Here is a 15,605-nt window from a genome sequence, read left to right as displayed (position 1 = left end):
AAGGGTATAAAATTAGTATTATTGCGCTGTTGAATAGAAGAGTCTAAGCTTGATCCGGCGCTCGGCGCTGGGGCTTTGATTTGCTTCAAGGATAGCCCTGTTTACTGATTGGGCAAAGTTGGTAGGTGTTGAGGCAGAGCCCGTCACATTTGACGGAAGAAGAATTAATCCGTTGTTTGCTCTTACGTTATAAAGTAGGTTCTGCATGTAGTTGGTGATGTTGACTACGTATACATAGCCTCCTTTTTTGCCTCTATACTGAAGAGTGGCGGGTGAGGTTGTTCCTTCTGCCGTCAACGCACTTGGAATGCCTTCCACAATGGATATTCTGTTGGAAGGTGTCGCCTCCACAACGGAGATCACCGGAGGAAGCATCATGGAGTCTTTCTTGGCAAGTACTGTTGACTCTACCACCGGGATGATCAACTCGGCTTTATTGATGGCCAAGTTTTGATTTCCTCCGGAAATATTCTTCCGGAAATTGGCGATGTAAGGCAACTCTATCTTTGTTACCAATCCAGTTCCAGCCTGTAGATACGTACGGTTACCGGCGTTTGCAGAGGATAAGGTGTTCCCATTTGCAATTAAAGACGCGAGCGGAGTGCCGGTTCTATCTGCCTGAATCTGGTTGTAGTACCGATCTGTGAAGAGCAGAGTAGTGGTTTTTGCAATGTTCTTCTTTGACTTGTAATGTAAGGTGATTGTGGTGTTGGTAGAGGTGGGCAGGAACCCAACAATGCTTCCTTGCTCATCTGAACCGTTGGCCGGTACAAATGCCAAACCATTGATCACATTAGAGAATGCCTGCGCATTGGTTGTTTGCGCTAAAGCCTGAAGAACTTCATTCGCAAAGGAACCCGCTACCTTGATTCTAATTAAAACCGGAAGGGTCTGGCTGGTATCAGTGGTGCTTCTGTAGGTAGTACTTGGTTGCGGTCTGAAGGAGATAGATCCTATAGGAGTATCATTATACATTAAGGCTTCAGAAGTAAAGTACGTCTCATCATCTTTGAAGGCTTGGGTAAGCCGATGCACATTCATCTGGATAGTCTTAGTGGTATCCCCGAAGGCATAGTTATAATCCAAATTTATGATCAAAGAATCTGCTCCTCTTGAAACATCTATGGAGTCAGCGTTAGCTGGGTAGGCAAGAGGAGCAAACTCAGCGTAAGTCTTAGCGGTGATGGTGCCAAAAGACGGGTCAGCGATTCTTCCTACCTGCACGCGGGCAGCCCCTAAGCCAATAATGGAGTCACGCAACAAGACAGTAGAGGCATTTACTGTTGCAGTGTCTGTATAAGAAGTCCCAATCTGAGTACCTGGTTCCTGCAGTTCCAGACCAATGGCGGTGGGGTCTTCACAAGCGGAGAAAAGGAAAGAGAATATAAAGAGTACAGCAGCAGCTTTACTAATTCGCAAGTTCATTATACAAGTTAAAGTAAGAATCTAGGGTGTTTTCGTCTGTGCTGATGGTGTTGATCTGCTTGGTGCTGTTATACTCCTGGAACAAAGCATTCAAGTTATCGCTGAAGTCTTCGTTTGATTTAATCACCATATCCGCATACTGCAATCCCATCTTAATGAAAGCTCCAAAGTCACCAGATCTCAGGTTGGTCAGCATTTCATCTTCAATGTCCAGCATCTTGGCTTTCTCTAACAAGTCTCCCTCAAATTTATGGGCGAACTCACTGTTATAAACCGAGAAGACAGATTTTGCCGTCTTGAAAATAGGATCATTCTTGTAAGTGCTCTTCAAATACAGAGGAATCAAGCTTGTCATCCAGTCATTGCAGTGTACAATATCCGGTGCCCAACCTAATTTCTTCACGGTTTCCAAAACTCCCTTGCAGAAGAAAATAGCCCGCTCGTCATTATCTGAGTAAAATTTATTGTCCTTGTCCACCAAAACGGATTTCCGGTGGAAATAGTCTTCGTTGTCAATGAAATAAACCTGCAGTTTGGCATTAGGAATGGAAGCCACCTTGATAATCAAGGGCTTCTCTTCTTCACCTACGGCAATATTGATGCCGGAAAGCCGGACAACCTCATGTAAACGGTTCTTGCGTTCATTGATCAGGCCAAACCGGGGCACAAAAATCCGAACTTCCATCCCACGCTCTTGCATCGCTTGTGGCAACATCCTCAGGAATTCCGCTACTTTTGTAGTTTGCAGAAATGGATCAATCTCAGTGGCCGCGTATAAGATTCTCAATTTGGACATAGGTTGGAGTGATTAAAAGTAAATAGGCAATAGTTATTGCGAGATGCAAAATTAAGCAATTATCAGCTGATTTTCAATTTATTTGATTTAAATCATACCTTTGGCGTCTTTTGCCAATAGAATATATAAATCCGCAGCCCTCCATGTTGCAGCTTTCTTCTTTATCAGATATCCGGCAGCACACAGAGTTGCTTCGCCAGCAAGGCAAACGCATTGGTTTTGTGCCTACCATGGGCGCTTTGCATGAAGGCCATTTGTCTTTGTTAAGGGCCGCTAAAAGCCAGAATGACGTCACAGTTTGTAGCGTGTTTGTGAACCCAGTGCAGTTTAATAACGCAGAAGACTATCGCCTGTATCCAAGGCTGCTGGAGGCCGATGCCTTTATGCTGGACCAGGAAGGGTGTGATATTCTGTTCGCCCCTACGGCCGAGGAAATGTACAGGCAAAAGGCGAGGCTTTCCTTTGACTTTGGCGAGTTGGAGCGGGTAATGGAGGGCGCGCATCGGCCGGGGCACTTTAATGGGGTAGCCACCGTGGTGAGCAAGCTATTTCACCTGGTTAAGCCGCATCAAGCCTTTTTTGGGCAGAAAGACCTGCAGCAGTTTGCCATCATCCAGCAGCTGGTGCTTGACCTGAGCTTTGATCTGGATTTGGTTTGTTTCCCCATCATACGGGAAGAAGATGGTTTGGCCATGTCTTCCAGAAACCGGCGCTTAAACCCAGAGCAGCGGCAGGTGGCTCCACAATTATATAAAGCCCTGCAGCTTGTACACCAAAAACTAGCCTCTGCCACCGTAGAGGAGGCAAAAAGAAACGCAGAAGCTTATCTGCTGCAGTTCCCCGAGATTCAATTAGAGTACCTAGAGGTAGTGAACGCCCAAACATTGCAGCCATTGTCCGAAGTGTCAGAGAAGGTGCCGGCGGCTCTTTGCCTGGCCGCTTTCCTGGGAGAGGTGCGCCTGATTGACAATATGCTGCTGTAGATAGAATAACATCAATAAAACCAGTTATTGAACTATCTGCTTGTCTCATAAATAATCTCTAACTTTGTGCGTTTTTAGATTATTTTGATGCAGATTGAAGTTCTTAAATCCAAGATACACCGGGCTAAGGTAACACAGGCCGAGTTGCATTATGTGGGAAGCATTACCATAGACGAAGATCTACTGGATGCGGCCAACATGGTTCCCCATGAGAAGGTGACCATTGTGAACGTGAACAATGGAGAGCGGTTTGAAACCTACATCATCAAAGGGGAGCGGGGCAGCGGCATGATTTGCCTGAATGGGCCTGCAGCCCGCAAGGTGCAGGTAGGAGATGTGATTATCATTATTTCCTATGCCCTGATCAATTTTGCGGACGCCCGTTCGCATGAACCCACCGTTATTTTCCCGGACCAGCACAACCGGTTAGTATAGACGTAGCGGCATGAAGAAAACCCTAAACGTTGTTAAGTACCTGTTGCTGCTGGCAGTTTCGGTTTTCTTGATGGCGTATGCGCTACGCAGTATTAACTTTTCCGCGGTAAAGGCAGAGTTGGCCCAAGCAGATTATACCTGGATTGGGCTTACTCTGCTTTTGTCCATTGCCGGGTACCTAAGCAGGGCCATCCGCTGGAGAATGCAATATGAGCCTTTAGGCTTCAAACCTACAACCCAACAGACCTATCATGCCTTAATGGTAGGGTATCTGGCAAACATTGTCCTGCCGCGCGCAGGCGAGTTGATTAGGTGCACGTTGCTGAAGCGCTCGGCAAATGTGCCGGTCAATGTCTCTTTAGGGACTGTCATTACAGAGCGGGTCATTGATCTAGTGATGCTGCTTCTGTGTATGGGGTGCACCCTTCTGTTAGAGTTTGAAAGGCTGAAGGACTTCTTCTTAGGTATTTTCTCTGAGAAATTCTCCGGCCTTCAGCAAAACCTGCAAACGCTTTACTTATTGGGGGCAGTGCTGGTCATCGGGACCGTGATTATGGCTTGGTATATCTATAAGAACATTGCCAGGTTGCGGGAAAATGCCTTCTTCAAAAAGGTAAGCGATTTTGTGCGGGGGCTTTGGCAGGGGATCTTCAGCATAGGAAGAATGGAGCAAAAAGGAGCTTTCATCTTCCATACTCTTTTCATTTGGGTAACCTACTACCTCACCAGTTACCTTGCTTTCTTTGCCTTGCCCAGTACCGAGGGACTTTCGTGGCAAGCGGGTCTGGCTATTTTAGTGGTAGGCGGCCTGGGGATGTCGGCGCCCGTGCAAGGAGGCATTGGAGTATATCACATCTTGGTCAGAACGGCGCTTCTGCTGTATGCGGTGCCCTTAGACAAAGGTATGGCCTATGCCCTTATCACTCATACCACCGGAGCTCTGTTGGTGGTGCTCATGGGTGGCATCAGTTTGGTGGCCAGCCTTGCCCAATCCAACAAACAACCGGCACAACAAGTCGCGTAAGCTGCTTTGGGCCTGTTTTCCTTAAAATAGACAAGAAACCGAAGTCCTTTTTGCCCGTTTTGCTTAAAACGGGCTTAGAACGCCTGTCCTCCTAAATCTTACCTTCATGAATCAAATGCTTCCTTCCCAAGAGAAAATTGTATCGCTTGACCAACTTTTATCCAAGGTGCAGGAGTGGCGGGCACAAGGCCAGAAAATCGTGTTCACCAATGGGTGCTTTGATATTGTGCACGTAGGCCATGTAGACTATTTGGAGAGGGCCCGGTTGCTAGGGAATAAGCTGGTGGTAGGCCTGAATACTGACCAATCTGTCAGTAGAATAAAAGGCCCATCCAGGCCATTACAAGACGAAATGTCACGTATAAGGGTTATGGCATCCTTTTGGTTTACAGATGCTGTAGTGTTGTTTGACCAGGAAACCCCACTGGAATTAATTACCGCGGTAGAGCCAGACGTGCTGGTGAAAGGCGACGATTATGCCCTTGAGAACATTGTGGGACATGACGTGGTTTTAGCAAGAGGAGGTGCCGTGAAAACAATTCCGCTGGTGAAGGGGTATTCTACTTCACAGGTGGTGCGTAAAATCCTGGGAGACCAACATTGTTAACCTTAAAAGAAAGAAAGAAATGGGCGGTATTTGGATAATAATGATTGCGATGATGCTGGCCTCAGCTTTGGTCAGCTGGACGTTGAAAAGCAAGTTTGAGAAATACTCCAAGCTTGGGCTGCGGGCGGGGCTTAGTGGCCGTGAGATAGCGGAGATGATGCTAGCCGATAACGGGATCACCGATGTGCGCGTGATTTCAACTCCCGGTCGGTTAACGGACCACTACAATCCGGCAGATAAGACCGTGAACCTAAGCGAGGGTGTGTACGAAGGCCGTAGCGCGGCAGCCGCGGCTGTAGCGGCGCACGAATGCGGGCACGCCGTGCAGCACGCCAAAGCCTATACGTTCCTGAAGTTCCGTTCGGCCATGGTGCCTGCCTTGAGCGTGGCGAGCCGGTACATGCAATGGATTTTGTTAATAGGAGTGCTGATGATTCAATCTACTCCTATTCCGTTGGCAGTGGGTGTTGCCTTGTTTGCCTTAACTACCTTATTCAGTTTCATCACCCTGCCCGTGGAGTTTGACGCGAGCAAGCGGGCTTTGGCCTGGATGGACACCAGAGGAGTAGTGACTACCCAAGAGCATGGCATGGCCAAAGATGCTTTGAAGTGGGCGGCTATGACGTATGTGGTGGCGGCAATTGGCTCTTTGGCTACGTTGCTTTACTATGCCTCCTTGCTAACCGGCCGGAGAGACTAGGAACCTTTAAGTCAGTTATATGTAAAAAGAGGACAACAGCTGTTGTCCTCTTTTTTATTGTATCTTTTTTAACGAATCCTCAGTTTTAAGACAGTTGTTTAAAAGCTAACATTTGTTAGTTTTGTTAGGCCCTTTGCAATAGTAAGCTGCTTGCATACTATTTTTTACGTATTTTTGTTTATTGAATAACACACGATAGGTAGTCATAATTAACACATAACATGGACTTTAAATTAACCGAAGAACATTTGGCTGTGCAGGAAGCTGCCCGCGACTTTGCCCAGACAGAATTGTTGCCAGGCGTAATAGAGCGGGATGAGCATCAGAAGTTCCCAACCGAGCAGATCAGGATGATGGGTGAACTGGGATTTCTGGGCATGATGGTAGACCCCAAGTACGGCGGCGGCGGAATGGACACCGTTTCTTATGTACTGGCCATGGAAGAGATCTCCAAGGTAGACGCCTCCGCCTCAGTGGTGATGTCAGTGAATAACTCGCTTGTTTGCTGGGGGCTTGAGAAGTACGGGAACGAGGAGCAGAAGCAAAAATACCTGCCACGTTTGGCTTCGGGAGAGATCATTGGTGCTTTCTGTCTTTCTGAGCCAGAGGCAGGTTCAGATGCCACCATGCAGCGGACCACTGCGGAAGACATGGGCGATCATTACCTGCTTAACGGTACCAAGAACTGGATCACTAACGGCAGCACGGCCTCAGTGTACCTGGTGATTGCGCAGACCAACCCAGAGTTACGCCACAAGGGCATCAATGCTTTGATTGTGGAGAAAGGAATGCCAGGCTTTGAAATTGGACCTAAAGAAAATAAATTAGGAATTAGAGGGTCAGACACACACTCTCTGATGTTTACAGACGTTAAGGTTCCAAAGGAGAATCGCATTGGCGAGGATGGGTTTGGCTTCAAGTTTGCCATGTCTACGCTCAATGGCGGCCGTATCGGGATTGCTTCCCAAGCCTTGGGGATTGCCTCTGGTGCCTATGAGTTGGCGTTGAAGTATTCTAAGGAGCGGAAAGCGTTTGGTGTGCCTATTTCACAGCACCAATCCATCCAGTTCAAGCTGGCAGATATGGCTACTAACATTGACGCCGCCCGGCTGCTTTGCCTGCAAGCGGCAGCTGATAAAGATGCCCAGCGCGACTACTCAAAATCAGGGGCAATGGCCAAGCTTTTCGCCTCAAAAGTAGCCATGGACACCACCGTAGAAGCCGTACAAATACATGGCGGGTACGGGTTTGTGAAAGAATATCACGTAGAGCGATTAATGCGCGATGCCAAAATCACGCAAATTTACGAGGGTACATCCGAAATTCAGAAAATAGTAATCTCAAGGGAAATATTGAAATAGAAAAGTGGTTAAATAACGTTTAATGTGGAATTTTAAGTATATAGTATTTGTCTGTTTATAAATATATACCTTTTTTGTTTGATAACTTAAAAGATAAGTACTAATTTTAAACCGACAGACAACTTAAAAAATCAACATAAGTTAAAACCCTTTAACAAGTTCCCTTACATGGAAGATTACAATAAAATTATAGAGTCGCTGAAAGTGCGCTACATCAAGGCAAAAAACCTGATGTTGCAGCAGCCACTCACCGTGCGTAACTACTATGATGTTGGAAACAACCTGATATTAGTACACAACGGTATTGTTGCTTTCGGAGACGATAAACAAGTGGCGGAAGAGGGGCAATTGCTCTTCATCCCCGGAGGGCGGAGTACCAAGCTTTATTATGGCGATACCGAGAGTAGGGTAATCTCCAATGATGACTATATCACTACAAAAGATAAGTTTTTCAAAAGCAACAACGACCTTGACCTGATTGGGGAAGCAGACGACAGTCACAGCTTTGTGAGCTTTGAAGCCAAGGTATTTGACTCTGTGAACTTCTTCACCTCTTTGGAGGTACCGGCGTTTGTGATAACCAGCAATAAGCTGGCTACGCTGGTAATTAAGATTGTAGAAGAGAGCATGCAGGATCTGCCTGGTAAAGAGCGTATCATTAGCCTTTACACAGAGCAGATGGTAGTAGAATTGATCCGTTACATTTTGAAGAACAAGATGTTTGTGGAGCAATTGGCTACCAACAGCACGTACTTCAAGGATCCGCGCCTTATTGACCTGTTTAACTACATCAAAGAAAACCTAGGTGGCGACCTGTCAAACAAAGTGCTTAGCAACGTGGCCAACGTATCTGAGGACTATGTAGGCCAGTACTTCAAGATGCTGACTGGTATCAACCCGCAGGATTACATTGAATACCAGCGCATGGAGCGTGCCGTATTCTTGCTGCGCACTACCAAGAAAAGCATCAGAGAGATTGGAAAAGACGTGGGATACAAAGATACTGCGTACTTCTGCCGTCGCTTTAAGATGATGTTTGGGATTCCGGCCGGAAAAATGCGCCGCCGTGAGTCTTCTATGAACGTGTAATCAGCGTCCATGCCAAGAATAGGAAAAGCCCGCCAAAAGCGGGCTTTTCTGTTTTATAGCTTGTTTTAGAAATGTAAACTGAAAGCGCTCGTGAACTTACTCCTGCGGAAGCGCCACGTTGAAACGCTGCTTCACTTCGCTTACTTCTGAGATGAAGTGCGGGCTCTTTTCAATGTGGTTGCCCACCACCAGAATATCAGCACCGGCTTTCCAGGCAGCTTCGGCTTTCTCGGTGGTGTTTACGCCGCCTCCCACAATAATGGGCACAGAAACCGCTTCACGCACCGCCTGAATCATGGCCGGGCTCACCGGGTACATGGCCCCGCTGCCTCCGTCTAGATACATATACTGCAAGCCCAGCATTTGTCCGGCCAGCGAAGTGCAGGCGGCAATGGCCGGCTTGTCATGCGGAATAGGCGTGGTGCCACTCATGTAAGAGGCCGTGGTCTGGCGCCCTGAGTCAATGAGCATGTAGCCGGTAGGGTACAGGGGCAGGCCGCTGTTTTTCAGCAGGGGGGCCGCCGCAACGTGTTGGCCAATCAGGAAGTCAGGGTTACGGCCCGAGATAAGCGAGAGCAGCAGCATGCCGTCTGCCTGAGCATCTATGTAAAGGCCGCTGCTGGGGAACAGGATAACCGGGATAGAACTGTGCTGCTTGATATACCCTACAAAGGAAGCCTGGTCTGGGTTAGAGATCAGGCTGCCACCCATGAAAAAGAAATCCACCTCGTTCCGGTGGCTCAGCGTCAGGATCTCCTGGCAGCGGGCAACGGTGAGGTGGTCTGGGTCCAGAAGCACCGCCAGCCGTTTAGGTCGGTTGGCGGCGCCTGAGGTATTAAACGTGGGAAATAGGTGCTGATGGAGGTGTTTGGGCATTCGTGGTGGGGTCAGGCTGTAACTCGTATTCAACAGTGGATTCTTCCACCAGAAGGGGTTGCGTTAAATTAGGTTGCGCAGAGTTAGCTGGAGTCTGCAGGTGTTGCTCAATCAATTTGGTGAGGTACACCATCAGCAAGGCCGCTAACTGCTGCTCCAATATCTTAAATAAATCTGACTGGAAGAACGCTTTGAGGCCAGAAGTTTCCTGCTTGGCTTTAGAGCGGCGCGGAGTGGCAGCTACCGTTCCGGTGTTGGGGTGGTAAAACGCCGGGTACGTGCGCTCAATGGCGCTGTAAAGCGGCTCATCGTCTTCCACCTCCGGAATAGACGAGATCCAGGCGCGGTCCTCGGCTCCTTTAAACCGGGCAGGGTGCTCCAGTCGGTTGCTTTTCTTCTTTTTGGGTTTTGCTTCTTTCCCCCGGCCAAAGGCCTTGCTCAATAGGTAGATGCCCGCCACAACGCCGCCGGCTATGGCTACGCTTTTCCCAATTTGCTGAGACTGGTCTTTCAGGTCAGTGACATCGCTGAGTAAGGCATTCTTATACTCTTCTTTTTGACGTTCCAGAAACTCGCGCGGGTCATCAAAAAGCGGATTGTTTAGTTCGCTCATGGCAGCAGATATAGTTAGATGGTTTGGTCAGATTCATCAGTCTTGTAAATCGTATTCCGGAAGGCTTTGTCTGCCATTCCTTGGAATACCTTCTTGTCCAGCCCCACCAGTAAAATGACGAGCAAGATAAGATAAAAAAGTGTGACTATCCCGAAGCCCCAGTAGCGGCTGTCAAGCAGATCATTCAGCAACATGGCAATAAACACGTTGAGGAACAACAGCACCATAAGCCCTACCAGGCCCAGTAACACCCCGTGCACGGTGCTCACAAAGATGCTCTTCAGCTTGGTTTGCAGATCAAGTTTCACCAGGTCAATGCGGGTATCTATGTACCCCATGAGGTTGGCTATGATGCTGTCCGTTTTACTTTTGTCTTCGGTTGCCATGTGTGTTTTAGTTGATGGTGCGTAGGAGATATACGGAACATCTGAGGAAAATATTCCAAAAATTAGTTTCCTCAGAAATCCATACGGAATTAGACTTCTTACGGATAACCAAACCAGTAGGATATCTGCCGCCGATTTGAGGCCGTTTAAAAGAAAATAAGGCAAAAACGTAACTTCAGTGTACCCGCGCAGACCCATGATCTCGTATTTTTGCGCAGGACAAGCCCGTCCCTTACCCTTTGAGCAAGAACTACTACCATATCTTAGGAGTCTCGTCCACGGCTACCCCCGCCGAGATCAAAGCGGCGTACAAGCGCCTGGCCTTGAAGCTACACCCAGACAAGAACCCGCACAACCCGCACGCTGAGGAGCGCTTCAAGTTGGTGAACTCGGCTTACCAGATACTGTCAAACCCCAGACGACGCGCCGCTCTTGACCTGCAGCTGCAGTACGAACAGCAGCGGCGCCAGGCCCAGGCGTACGCCAACCCCAGGTACCACCAGACCCGCAACCCCGCCGGTTTTGCGGAGCGGCATTACCGCGAACGGCCCAAGCAGCACACCCATTTCTCCAGACGTGATCTGCAGATTGTGGTGGGCGTGGTGGTGCTTGCGGTGTTGCTGGTACTGGGCATTAGCTTTGGTTGGGAGAAAATTGCCTCGGGTAGGGCCATGGACCAGGCGCGGCAAGCCGAAAAGCAACGCCTCTGGAAACAGGCCGATAGCGCCTATTCCGTTGCTCTGGACTACAAACCCACCTTAGAGGAGGCCCTCGTCCGGCGCGGAGCCCTCCGGTTGATGCACCTGAAAAACCCTGAAGGCGCCATCCTGGACTACACCATTGTCTTAAAAGAAAGCGAAAAGCCATTAGCTGCCTGGTACGCCGCCCGCGGGAAAGGCTATTTGCAGACAAAGCAATATCAAAAGGCCATCCAGGATCTAAACAAAGCCATTGCCATGGACAAAGCTCTGGCCGTGGCCTACTTGGACAGAGGGATTGTGCACCTGCAACTGGAAGACGACTGGAAAGCCGCCGCCTCTGACATCAGCACCTACCTGCAGAAAGCCTCCAAACCTTCGGAACTTGCCACAGAGGCCCTCCTGTACCGGGCTTTCGCTTATTTCAGGATGCAGGAGCTGCAGAAAGCCTGGGCGGATACCGAACAGGCTTTGCGGCAAGCCCCTACCAACGCCAAAGCGTTCTACCTACAAGCCAAGATACAGCAGGCCCGGGGAAACACAGGACAGGGGTGTGCCTTGCTAGCGAAAGCAGCCCAACTAGGTTTTAAAATGGCCTCTCAGGATGCTTCTTTTCAGTGTCAGCCGTAAACAATAGGTAAAGCAGGGCGGCAGCTCTGTTCTATGATTGATTCCCCTGCCGGGAGCGCTTGCCGTGGCTCCCGCCTGTTTCAGCGTTGTTTTCCGGAAAAGACCCCTAAAAGAGGGCTGGCTCCCTTGAAACCAACAGAGTGCTTTCCTGAAAGATACCTACTATGATTGGTGAACAAGCTCTCCTTTTATGGTTAAAAAGTGATGACTCCTTTTACCTTTGTTTCGTTGTGCAAGCCCCTGTTTTCTAAGGGCCAGAACCTTTAGATGGTATGGGGTAGCCTGCCATTAGGTTGTCATTAAGAAATGTAGTCTTTGCAAACAAATACGTTGCAAACGGTAGAAATGCATCTTTCGTCTTTGATGTCCAGCTCGGGCCAGGCCTAGAGTGGATTTTGAACCAAGGCCCAGTGTCCTGGTTTTAACCCGCCGTTCTTCAGGGTTCGGGAACTGCCCGGCTTCATCCGGAGAACACATGAAAACTGACCTTGCCATTTCCCGTGAGTGGCATCCTCCTATGCTGCGGAAAGAGGTAACCTGCCTTCCGCAAACCAAACCGCTAAGAAGCCCCTATCTTTTTAGTTTTCCGCTTACTATGATGAAACGCTTACCCATTTTATTCCCCTTTCTATTGTTCCTGGTTTGTTCCTGGTTTCCTGCGAGGAGCTTTTTGAGTACCACCCCAACCAAATCCGGCTGAAAAGCGACGAGAAGAACCTCACCGCGTTGAACCTGCAACGCATAGCCCGGCAGCCGGTAAAAGATACGTTGCGCCTTCTGGTGATGGGCGACACGCAGCGCTTTTATGACGAGACCGTGGACTTTGTGCAGGCCGCCAACTCCTTTTCTGACATAGATTTTGTGATTCACTTAGGCGATATCTCTGACTTTGGCATGTCAAAGGAGTTCCAGTGGGTACACGACATCCTGAAAGACCTCAAATGGCCCTACCTGACCGTCATCGGGAACCATGACATGCTGGGCAATGCGCGCAAGGTGTACCAGCAGATGTACGGAGACCTGAATTACACTTTCATCCACGGCCATACCAAGTTTGTTTTCCTGGACACCAACAGCCGCGAGTACGGATTCAACGGGAATGTTCCAGATCTGGACTGGCTAGCGGAAGAGCTGCGCCCTGAGGTAGATGAAACCTGGAGCCAAGCCATCGTGGTGTCGCACATCCCGCCTTTTGACTCTGATTTTGACCCGGTTCTGGAGATGCCTTTCCACCAGGTGCTTTCCAACAGCGCCAAGGTATCTTTGAGTTTGCACGGGCATCGGCATGGCTGGAGCTCAGAAACTACCTATGATGATGACATTCTCTACCACGTGACCACCACCGTGAAGAAACGTGGGTTTACCTTCCTGAAGGTCTGGGACAAAGGGTACGCCGTAGAACAAATAAGCTACTAGAGATGAAACGCATTACGTTTACTCTGCTCACCTTGGGGTTCATTCTCCTGGGTTCTACCTCTGGATACAGCCAAACCCCAGAAAAAGAACTCTCGCCCTACTACGCGAAAGTCCAGTATGCCGGCGAGATAGGCTTGATCTCCGGCGGCATCGGCCGACAATCATTCAATCGGAGGCTGGAGACGGACCTTTCTTTGGGGTATTTGCCTAAGAAAATTGGGGGAGACCATCTTCTCACGGTGGCCGTTAAGTCGACGTTGCTGCCCTTTAAGCCCATCAGAATCAAAGCCGTGGACTGGTACGCTTTCACCACCGGCATGCAGGTGAGTTATACGTTTGGAGGTGATTATTTTCCTCAGAGCGGTACGTGAGCCGTTACCCCAACAGTTACTACCGTTTCTCCACGGCGCTGCACCTCTACTTCTTTGGTGGCGGGCAGGTGAATCTTACCAGGGTAAAGCAGTTGAACCGGTTTAGTGGGTACTATGAAGTGGGCACCCTGGGAGAGTACCTGGTCTCGTATGTGCAAAACCCGCGTTACCTGAGCCCGGGCAAAATCTTCCACCTGGCTCTGGGGGCAAAAATGCGGCTTTAAGACGAAAAATTTTCTGCAACAGCTCTGGGGGAGTTTCTTCCTCAGCTTTATGCGTAAGGAGGTTGTTTTAAGGCCTTTTTAAGAAAAATGAGCTTAAAATTGAACCCAGGCAAGAAGTATATTAAACAATTAAGGTAGACACAAACTCTTGGCAGAATGCTCTCGTTCTAGATGCTGTGTGAATCAGTGGACGGGGAAAGCCTTTCCATGACGGAATAGCGCTGCAAGGCAAAGCGGACGTGCGTTTCGGGGCCGTTTTCAGGAAGCAGGGTCAAAGCAGGGAGGTCAGACAAATGGGGCCTTGCTGTGAAAAAAGGTGGGGGATTATGCTGCCTTTTCTGTCTCCTTAAATAAAAAAACGGTATCTTAAGCACTAAAGCGGGGTTATGGAGCGTATGAGAGAACATTAAGGCCAATGCAGCGATGGAAATTAAAGTGAAGGAATTTAGCCAATTGCCCCTATCTGATCAGATTAAATGTGTGCAAGATACCGGACGCTATCTGCACGCGCGCATAAAGGGCTGGTGCCACATCAGCCTCTATTTCATGGGTACCTTCTACGCCGAGGTTTGGCTTTTGGAGCATTGTGGCAGTATTGGCATGGTGCGTACGTTCACCTCGCAAGAGCAACTGGATCCCTATTTGAAAACCACCTCTATGGAGAAGCTAGTGCAAGAACTACTACACGAAGAAAAGTAACCTCATCTTTTAAGGCGATTTGCTTCGCTTATGCCTCCAGCTTAGTACTTCCCGCTTAGCTCAAACTGGTATTTCCTCGAACGCCCATTTCCTTGCTCACATTGCTAGAGCCTAGGTCAAAGCCGCCCTCAACCTTGTTATCAACCTAAGTTATCTATCCAAATACTCTTGTAACAGGTTGTACTCTGTTTAAAAGAAACCGGAGCGAAAGCAAAGCAGCTAGCCGTTTGGTCTCCGCTCCGGCAGAAAAGGTTACTGGGTTGGGCCGTTGTCTACCCGAGCCTCAATAGTGCTCTGGATGGTAGAAGGAACGTTTGAAAGAATGTTGTAGCCAGTGGCGGCTTCAATGGCATCAACGGTGGTGCGGTAGGTGCCCCAGGAACTGCTGATGCTGGTGGTGTTAGGGGTGTTGACTGCAATAACCCGGGTGCTGGTAGTTACGCGGCTTACGTCGCTGGAACCGTTAGGAAGCACTACTATCACTTTCCAGATGCGGTTGGGCACCGTTACTTTCCCGGCAGCCAGAGTCTCTTTATAGCCGTTAAGACCCGTTCCGCCCACGCCATAGCTTCCCATGATAATGTACAGCTCGTTGCCCGCATTAATCAAAGTGCGGCAGTAGTTCTCCAGGTTCGCCCAGGTCTGCTGGTTGTTTGGTCCGGCCTGCGGAATCATGTTCGACATCAGGAACGTAGCGGAGTTGTCAGTCACCGTAAGCGTACGGTCCGCCGAGGGGCAGTTGTGGCCCCGGTCAAAGCCGCTGCCGGTGTAGTCAGAAGATTGCACTTTGTAGAAGGCGCTAGGAAGAGAGGTGTCTGCCCTGAAATCGTCCTGGCGGGGAGTGCTGCCTACCCAGGCACTGCTCAGGTGCCAGCTTACCTAGTTGGGCGTACCTCGGTAGCTGTTGTAAGACATCACGTACTGCGGTTTGCTCACCAGGTAATTGCTGTAACTGGTACCAGCGGCGCTGGGGTTACCCATGGCTAGGTGGCTGTCTTTAGTAGCGGTGGCGTTGCTGATAGCCGTTTGGCTGAGGGTTTGGTTAGGCTCTACCTCTTCTACAGAACAGGAGGTACCAAAGCCCAGAAGCAATGCCAGCAGCAGAGGGCGGTAAAGGTTTTTCATGAAGGTTTGGTTAGTTTGATTATTTGAAGCAAGATAGGCTTAGATGCGTGACAAGCAACAAAGTGAATTGGAATATTAAGTGTTAAAAAATTGTGAACTAACCAGGAAGGCAGGAAAGGGAAACAAAGGTGTTTTGTGGTTAGTTTA

At 49.1% G+C, this 15,605-nt stretch carries 20 protein-coding genes; 12 read left to right on the top strand and 8 right to left on the bottom strand.

The features are described 5' to 3' along the window. Positions 1–18 precede the first annotated feature (18 nt). Together ACW9SV_RS07125 and ACW9SV_RS07120 are read right to left on the bottom strand one after the other, a co-directional pair. Positions 19–1,419 carry a DUF4270 family protein gene (locus tag ACW9SV_RS07125; protein ID WP_479556048.1) on the bottom strand — a complete coding sequence of 467 codons (1,401 nt, stop codon included), beginning with the start codon at positions 1,417–1,419 and terminating at the stop codon, positions 19–21. After that, a complete protein-coding gene (locus ACW9SV_RS07120) occupies positions 1,409–2,221 on the bottom strand; it encodes a glycogen/starch synthase (protein ID WP_479556047.1) in 813 nt (270 codons plus the stop codon). Before ACW9SV_RS07120 ends, ACW9SV_RS07125 begins: the two co-directional genes overlap by 11 nt. Before the next feature lie 143 nt (positions 2,222–2,364). Here ACW9SV_RS07120 and panC point away from each other — a divergent pair, with 143 nt between their 5' ends. From panC to ACW9SV_RS07085, 7 genes are all read left to right on the top strand, one after another. Next, entirely contained in the window at positions 2,365–3,204 is an 840-nt protein-coding gene (gene panC / locus ACW9SV_RS07115) for a pantoate--beta-alanine ligase (RefSeq protein ID WP_479556046.1), read from the top strand. Between the two features lie 87 nt (positions 3,205–3,291). Further along, a complete protein-coding gene (gene panD, locus ACW9SV_RS07110) occupies positions 3,292–3,639 on the top strand; it encodes an aspartate 1-decarboxylase (protein WP_479556045.1) in 348 nt (115 codons plus the stop codon). 10 nt (positions 3,640–3,649) lie between these two features. After that, complete coding sequence (locus tag ACW9SV_RS07105) at positions 3,650–4,663, top strand: lysylphosphatidylglycerol synthase transmembrane domain-containing protein (protein WP_479556044.1); 1,014 nt, start codon at positions 3,650–3,652, stop codon at positions 4,661–4,663. Positions 4,664–4,769: 106 nt separating this feature from the next. Then, positions 4,770–5,270, top strand: coding sequence for a D-glycero-beta-D-manno-heptose 1-phosphate adenylyltransferase (gene rfaE2, locus ACW9SV_RS07100; RefSeq protein ID WP_479556043.1), 501 nt, complete (start codon positions 4,770–4,772; stop codon positions 5,268–5,270). Positions 5,271–5,289: 19 nt separating this feature from the next. After that, positions 5,290–5,970, top strand: a complete 681-nt coding sequence (locus ACW9SV_RS07095; RefSeq protein ID WP_479556042.1) for a zinc metallopeptidase — start codon at positions 5,290–5,292, stop codon at positions 5,968–5,970. Positions 5,971–6,191: 221 nt separating this feature from the next. Beyond that, on the top strand, positions 6,192–7,331 hold the full coding sequence (locus ACW9SV_RS07090; protein ID WP_479556041.1) for an acyl-CoA dehydrogenase: 1,140 nt from the start codon (positions 6,192–6,194) through the stop codon (positions 7,329–7,331). 168 nt (positions 7,332–7,499) lie between these two features. Further along, a complete protein-coding gene (locus tag ACW9SV_RS07085; RefSeq protein ID WP_479556040.1) occupies positions 7,500–8,420 on the top strand; it encodes a helix-turn-helix domain-containing protein in 921 nt (306 codons plus the stop codon). Positions 8,421–8,516: 96 nt separating this feature from the next. Here the strand turns inward: ACW9SV_RS07085 and ACW9SV_RS07080 are convergent, their stop codons facing one another. From ACW9SV_RS07080 to ACW9SV_RS07070, 3 genes are read right to left on the bottom strand one after another with little or no spacing between them, the layout of a single operon-like run. Beyond that, on the bottom strand, positions 8,517–9,296 hold the full coding sequence (locus ACW9SV_RS07080; protein ID WP_479556039.1) for a geranylgeranylglyceryl/heptaprenylglyceryl phosphate synthase: 780 nt from the start codon (positions 9,294–9,296) through the stop codon (positions 8,517–8,519). After that, positions 9,256–9,909 (bottom strand): hypothetical protein, encoded by a 654-nt coding sequence (locus ACW9SV_RS07075; RefSeq protein ID WP_479556038.1) that lies wholly within the window; start codon positions 9,907–9,909, stop codon positions 9,256–9,258. Before ACW9SV_RS07075 ends, ACW9SV_RS07080 begins: the two co-directional genes overlap by 41 nt. A 14-nt stretch (positions 9,910–9,923) precedes the next feature. After that, on the bottom strand, positions 9,924–10,295 hold the full coding sequence (locus tag ACW9SV_RS07070; protein ID WP_479556037.1) for a phage holin family protein: 372 nt from the start codon (positions 10,293–10,295) through the stop codon (positions 9,924–9,926). A gap of 239 nt (positions 10,296–10,534) precedes the next feature. On the opposite strand from ACW9SV_RS07070, the gene ACW9SV_RS07065 reads away from it, so the two are divergent. The 4 genes from ACW9SV_RS07065 (at position 10,535) to ACW9SV_RS07050 (ending at position 13,634) form a co-directional block, all read left to right on the top strand. Continuing rightward, on the top strand, positions 10,535–11,623 hold the full coding sequence (locus ACW9SV_RS07065; RefSeq protein ID WP_479556036.1) for a DnaJ domain-containing protein: 1,089 nt from the start codon (positions 10,535–10,537) through the stop codon (positions 11,621–11,623). 642 nt (positions 11,624–12,265) lie between these two features. Next, entirely contained in the window at positions 12,266–13,039 is a 774-nt protein-coding gene (locus tag ACW9SV_RS07060; protein WP_479556035.1) for a metallophosphoesterase family protein, read from the top strand. A gap of 2 nt (positions 13,040–13,041) precedes the next feature. Next, complete coding sequence (locus ACW9SV_RS07055) at positions 13,042–13,410, top strand: hypothetical protein (protein WP_479556034.1); 369 nt, start codon at positions 13,042–13,044, stop codon at positions 13,408–13,410. After that, entirely contained in the window at positions 13,407–13,634 is a 228-nt protein-coding gene (locus ACW9SV_RS07050) for a hypothetical protein (protein ID WP_479556033.1), read from the top strand. Before ACW9SV_RS07055 ends, ACW9SV_RS07050 begins: the two co-directional genes overlap by 4 nt. Positions 13,635–13,801: 167 nt before the next feature. Here ACW9SV_RS07050 and ACW9SV_RS07045 read toward each other — a convergent pair whose 3' ends face one another. Then, the gene (locus ACW9SV_RS07045; RefSeq protein WP_479556032.1) at positions 13,802–13,927 is read right to left on the bottom strand and encodes a hypothetical protein; all 126 of its coding nucleotides are present in this window, start codon (positions 13,925–13,927) and stop codon (positions 13,802–13,804) included. A gap of 130 nt (positions 13,928–14,057) precedes the next feature. Between ACW9SV_RS07045 and ACW9SV_RS07040 the strand changes: the two genes are divergently transcribed. Then, positions 14,058–14,333 carry a hypothetical protein gene (locus ACW9SV_RS07040; protein ID WP_479556031.1) on the top strand — a complete coding sequence of 92 codons (276 nt, stop codon included), beginning with the start codon at positions 14,058–14,060 and terminating at the stop codon, positions 14,331–14,333. A gap of 252 nt (positions 14,334–14,585) precedes the next feature. Here the strand turns inward: ACW9SV_RS07040 and ACW9SV_RS07035 are convergent, their stop codons facing one another. Together ACW9SV_RS07035 and ACW9SV_RS07030 are read right to left on the bottom strand one after the other, a co-directional pair. Further along, positions 14,586–15,200 carry a DNA/RNA non-specific endonuclease gene (locus tag ACW9SV_RS07035; RefSeq protein WP_479556515.1) on the bottom strand — a complete coding sequence of 205 codons (615 nt, stop codon included), beginning with the start codon at positions 15,198–15,200 and terminating at the stop codon, positions 14,586–14,588. 12 nt (positions 15,201–15,212) lie between these two features. After that, a complete protein-coding gene (locus tag ACW9SV_RS07030) occupies positions 15,213–15,458 on the bottom strand; it encodes a hypothetical protein (protein WP_479556030.1) in 246 nt (81 codons plus the stop codon). Positions 15,459–15,605: the final 147 nt, after the last annotated feature.

Source organism: Rufibacter sp. JT20002 (assembly GCF_056491185.1).
This window is presented reverse-complemented; position numbering and strand designations above follow the sequence as displayed.

Bases quoted from the DNA above. Each gene is read 5' to 3' on its own strand.
- ACW9SV_RS07120 (WP_479556047.1), bottom strand. From the start codon at position 2,221: ATGTCCAAATTGAGAATCTTATACGCGGCCACTGAGATTGATCCATTT.
- panC (WP_479556046.1), top strand. From the start codon at position 2,365: ATGTTGCAGCTTTCTTCTTTATCAGATATCCGGCAGCACACAGAGTTG.
- panD (WP_479556045.1), top strand. From the start codon at position 3,292: ATGCAGATTGAAGTTCTTAAATCCAAGATACACCGGGCTAAGGTAACA.
- ACW9SV_RS07105 (WP_479556044.1), top strand. From the start codon at position 3,650: ATGAAGAAAACCCTAAACGTTGTTAAGTACCTGTTGCTGCTGGCAGTT.
- rfaE2 (WP_479556043.1), top strand. From the start codon at position 4,770: ATGAATCAAATGCTTCCTTCCCAAGAGAAAATTGTATCGCTTGACCAA.
- ACW9SV_RS07095 (WP_479556042.1), top strand. From the start codon at position 5,290: ATGGGCGGTATTTGGATAATAATGATTGCGATGATGCTGGCCTCAGCT.
- ACW9SV_RS07090 (WP_479556041.1), top strand. From the start codon at position 6,192: ATGGACTTTAAATTAACCGAAGAACATTTGGCTGTGCAGGAAGCTGCC.
- ACW9SV_RS07085 (WP_479556040.1), top strand. From the start codon at position 7,500: ATGGAAGATTACAATAAAATTATAGAGTCGCTGAAAGTGCGCTACATC.
- ACW9SV_RS07080 (WP_479556039.1), bottom strand. From the start codon at position 9,296: ATGCCCAAACACCTCCATCAGCACCTATTTCCCACGTTTAATACCTCA.
- ACW9SV_RS07075 (WP_479556038.1), bottom strand. From the start codon at position 9,909: ATGAGCGAACTAAACAATCCGCTTTTTGATGACCCGCGCGAGTTTCTG.
- ACW9SV_RS07070 (WP_479556037.1), bottom strand. From the start codon at position 10,295: ATGGCAACCGAAGACAAAAGTAAAACGGACAGCATCATAGCCAACCTC.
- ACW9SV_RS07055 (WP_479556034.1), top strand. From the start codon at position 13,042: ATGAAACGCATTACGTTTACTCTGCTCACCTTGGGGTTCATTCTCCTG.
- ACW9SV_RS07040 (WP_479556031.1), top strand. From the start codon at position 14,058: ATGGAAATTAAAGTGAAGGAATTTAGCCAATTGCCCCTATCTGATCAG.
- ACW9SV_RS07030 (WP_479556030.1), bottom strand. From the start codon at position 15,458: ATGAAAAACCTTTACCGCCCTCTGCTGCTGGCATTGCTTCTGGGCTTT.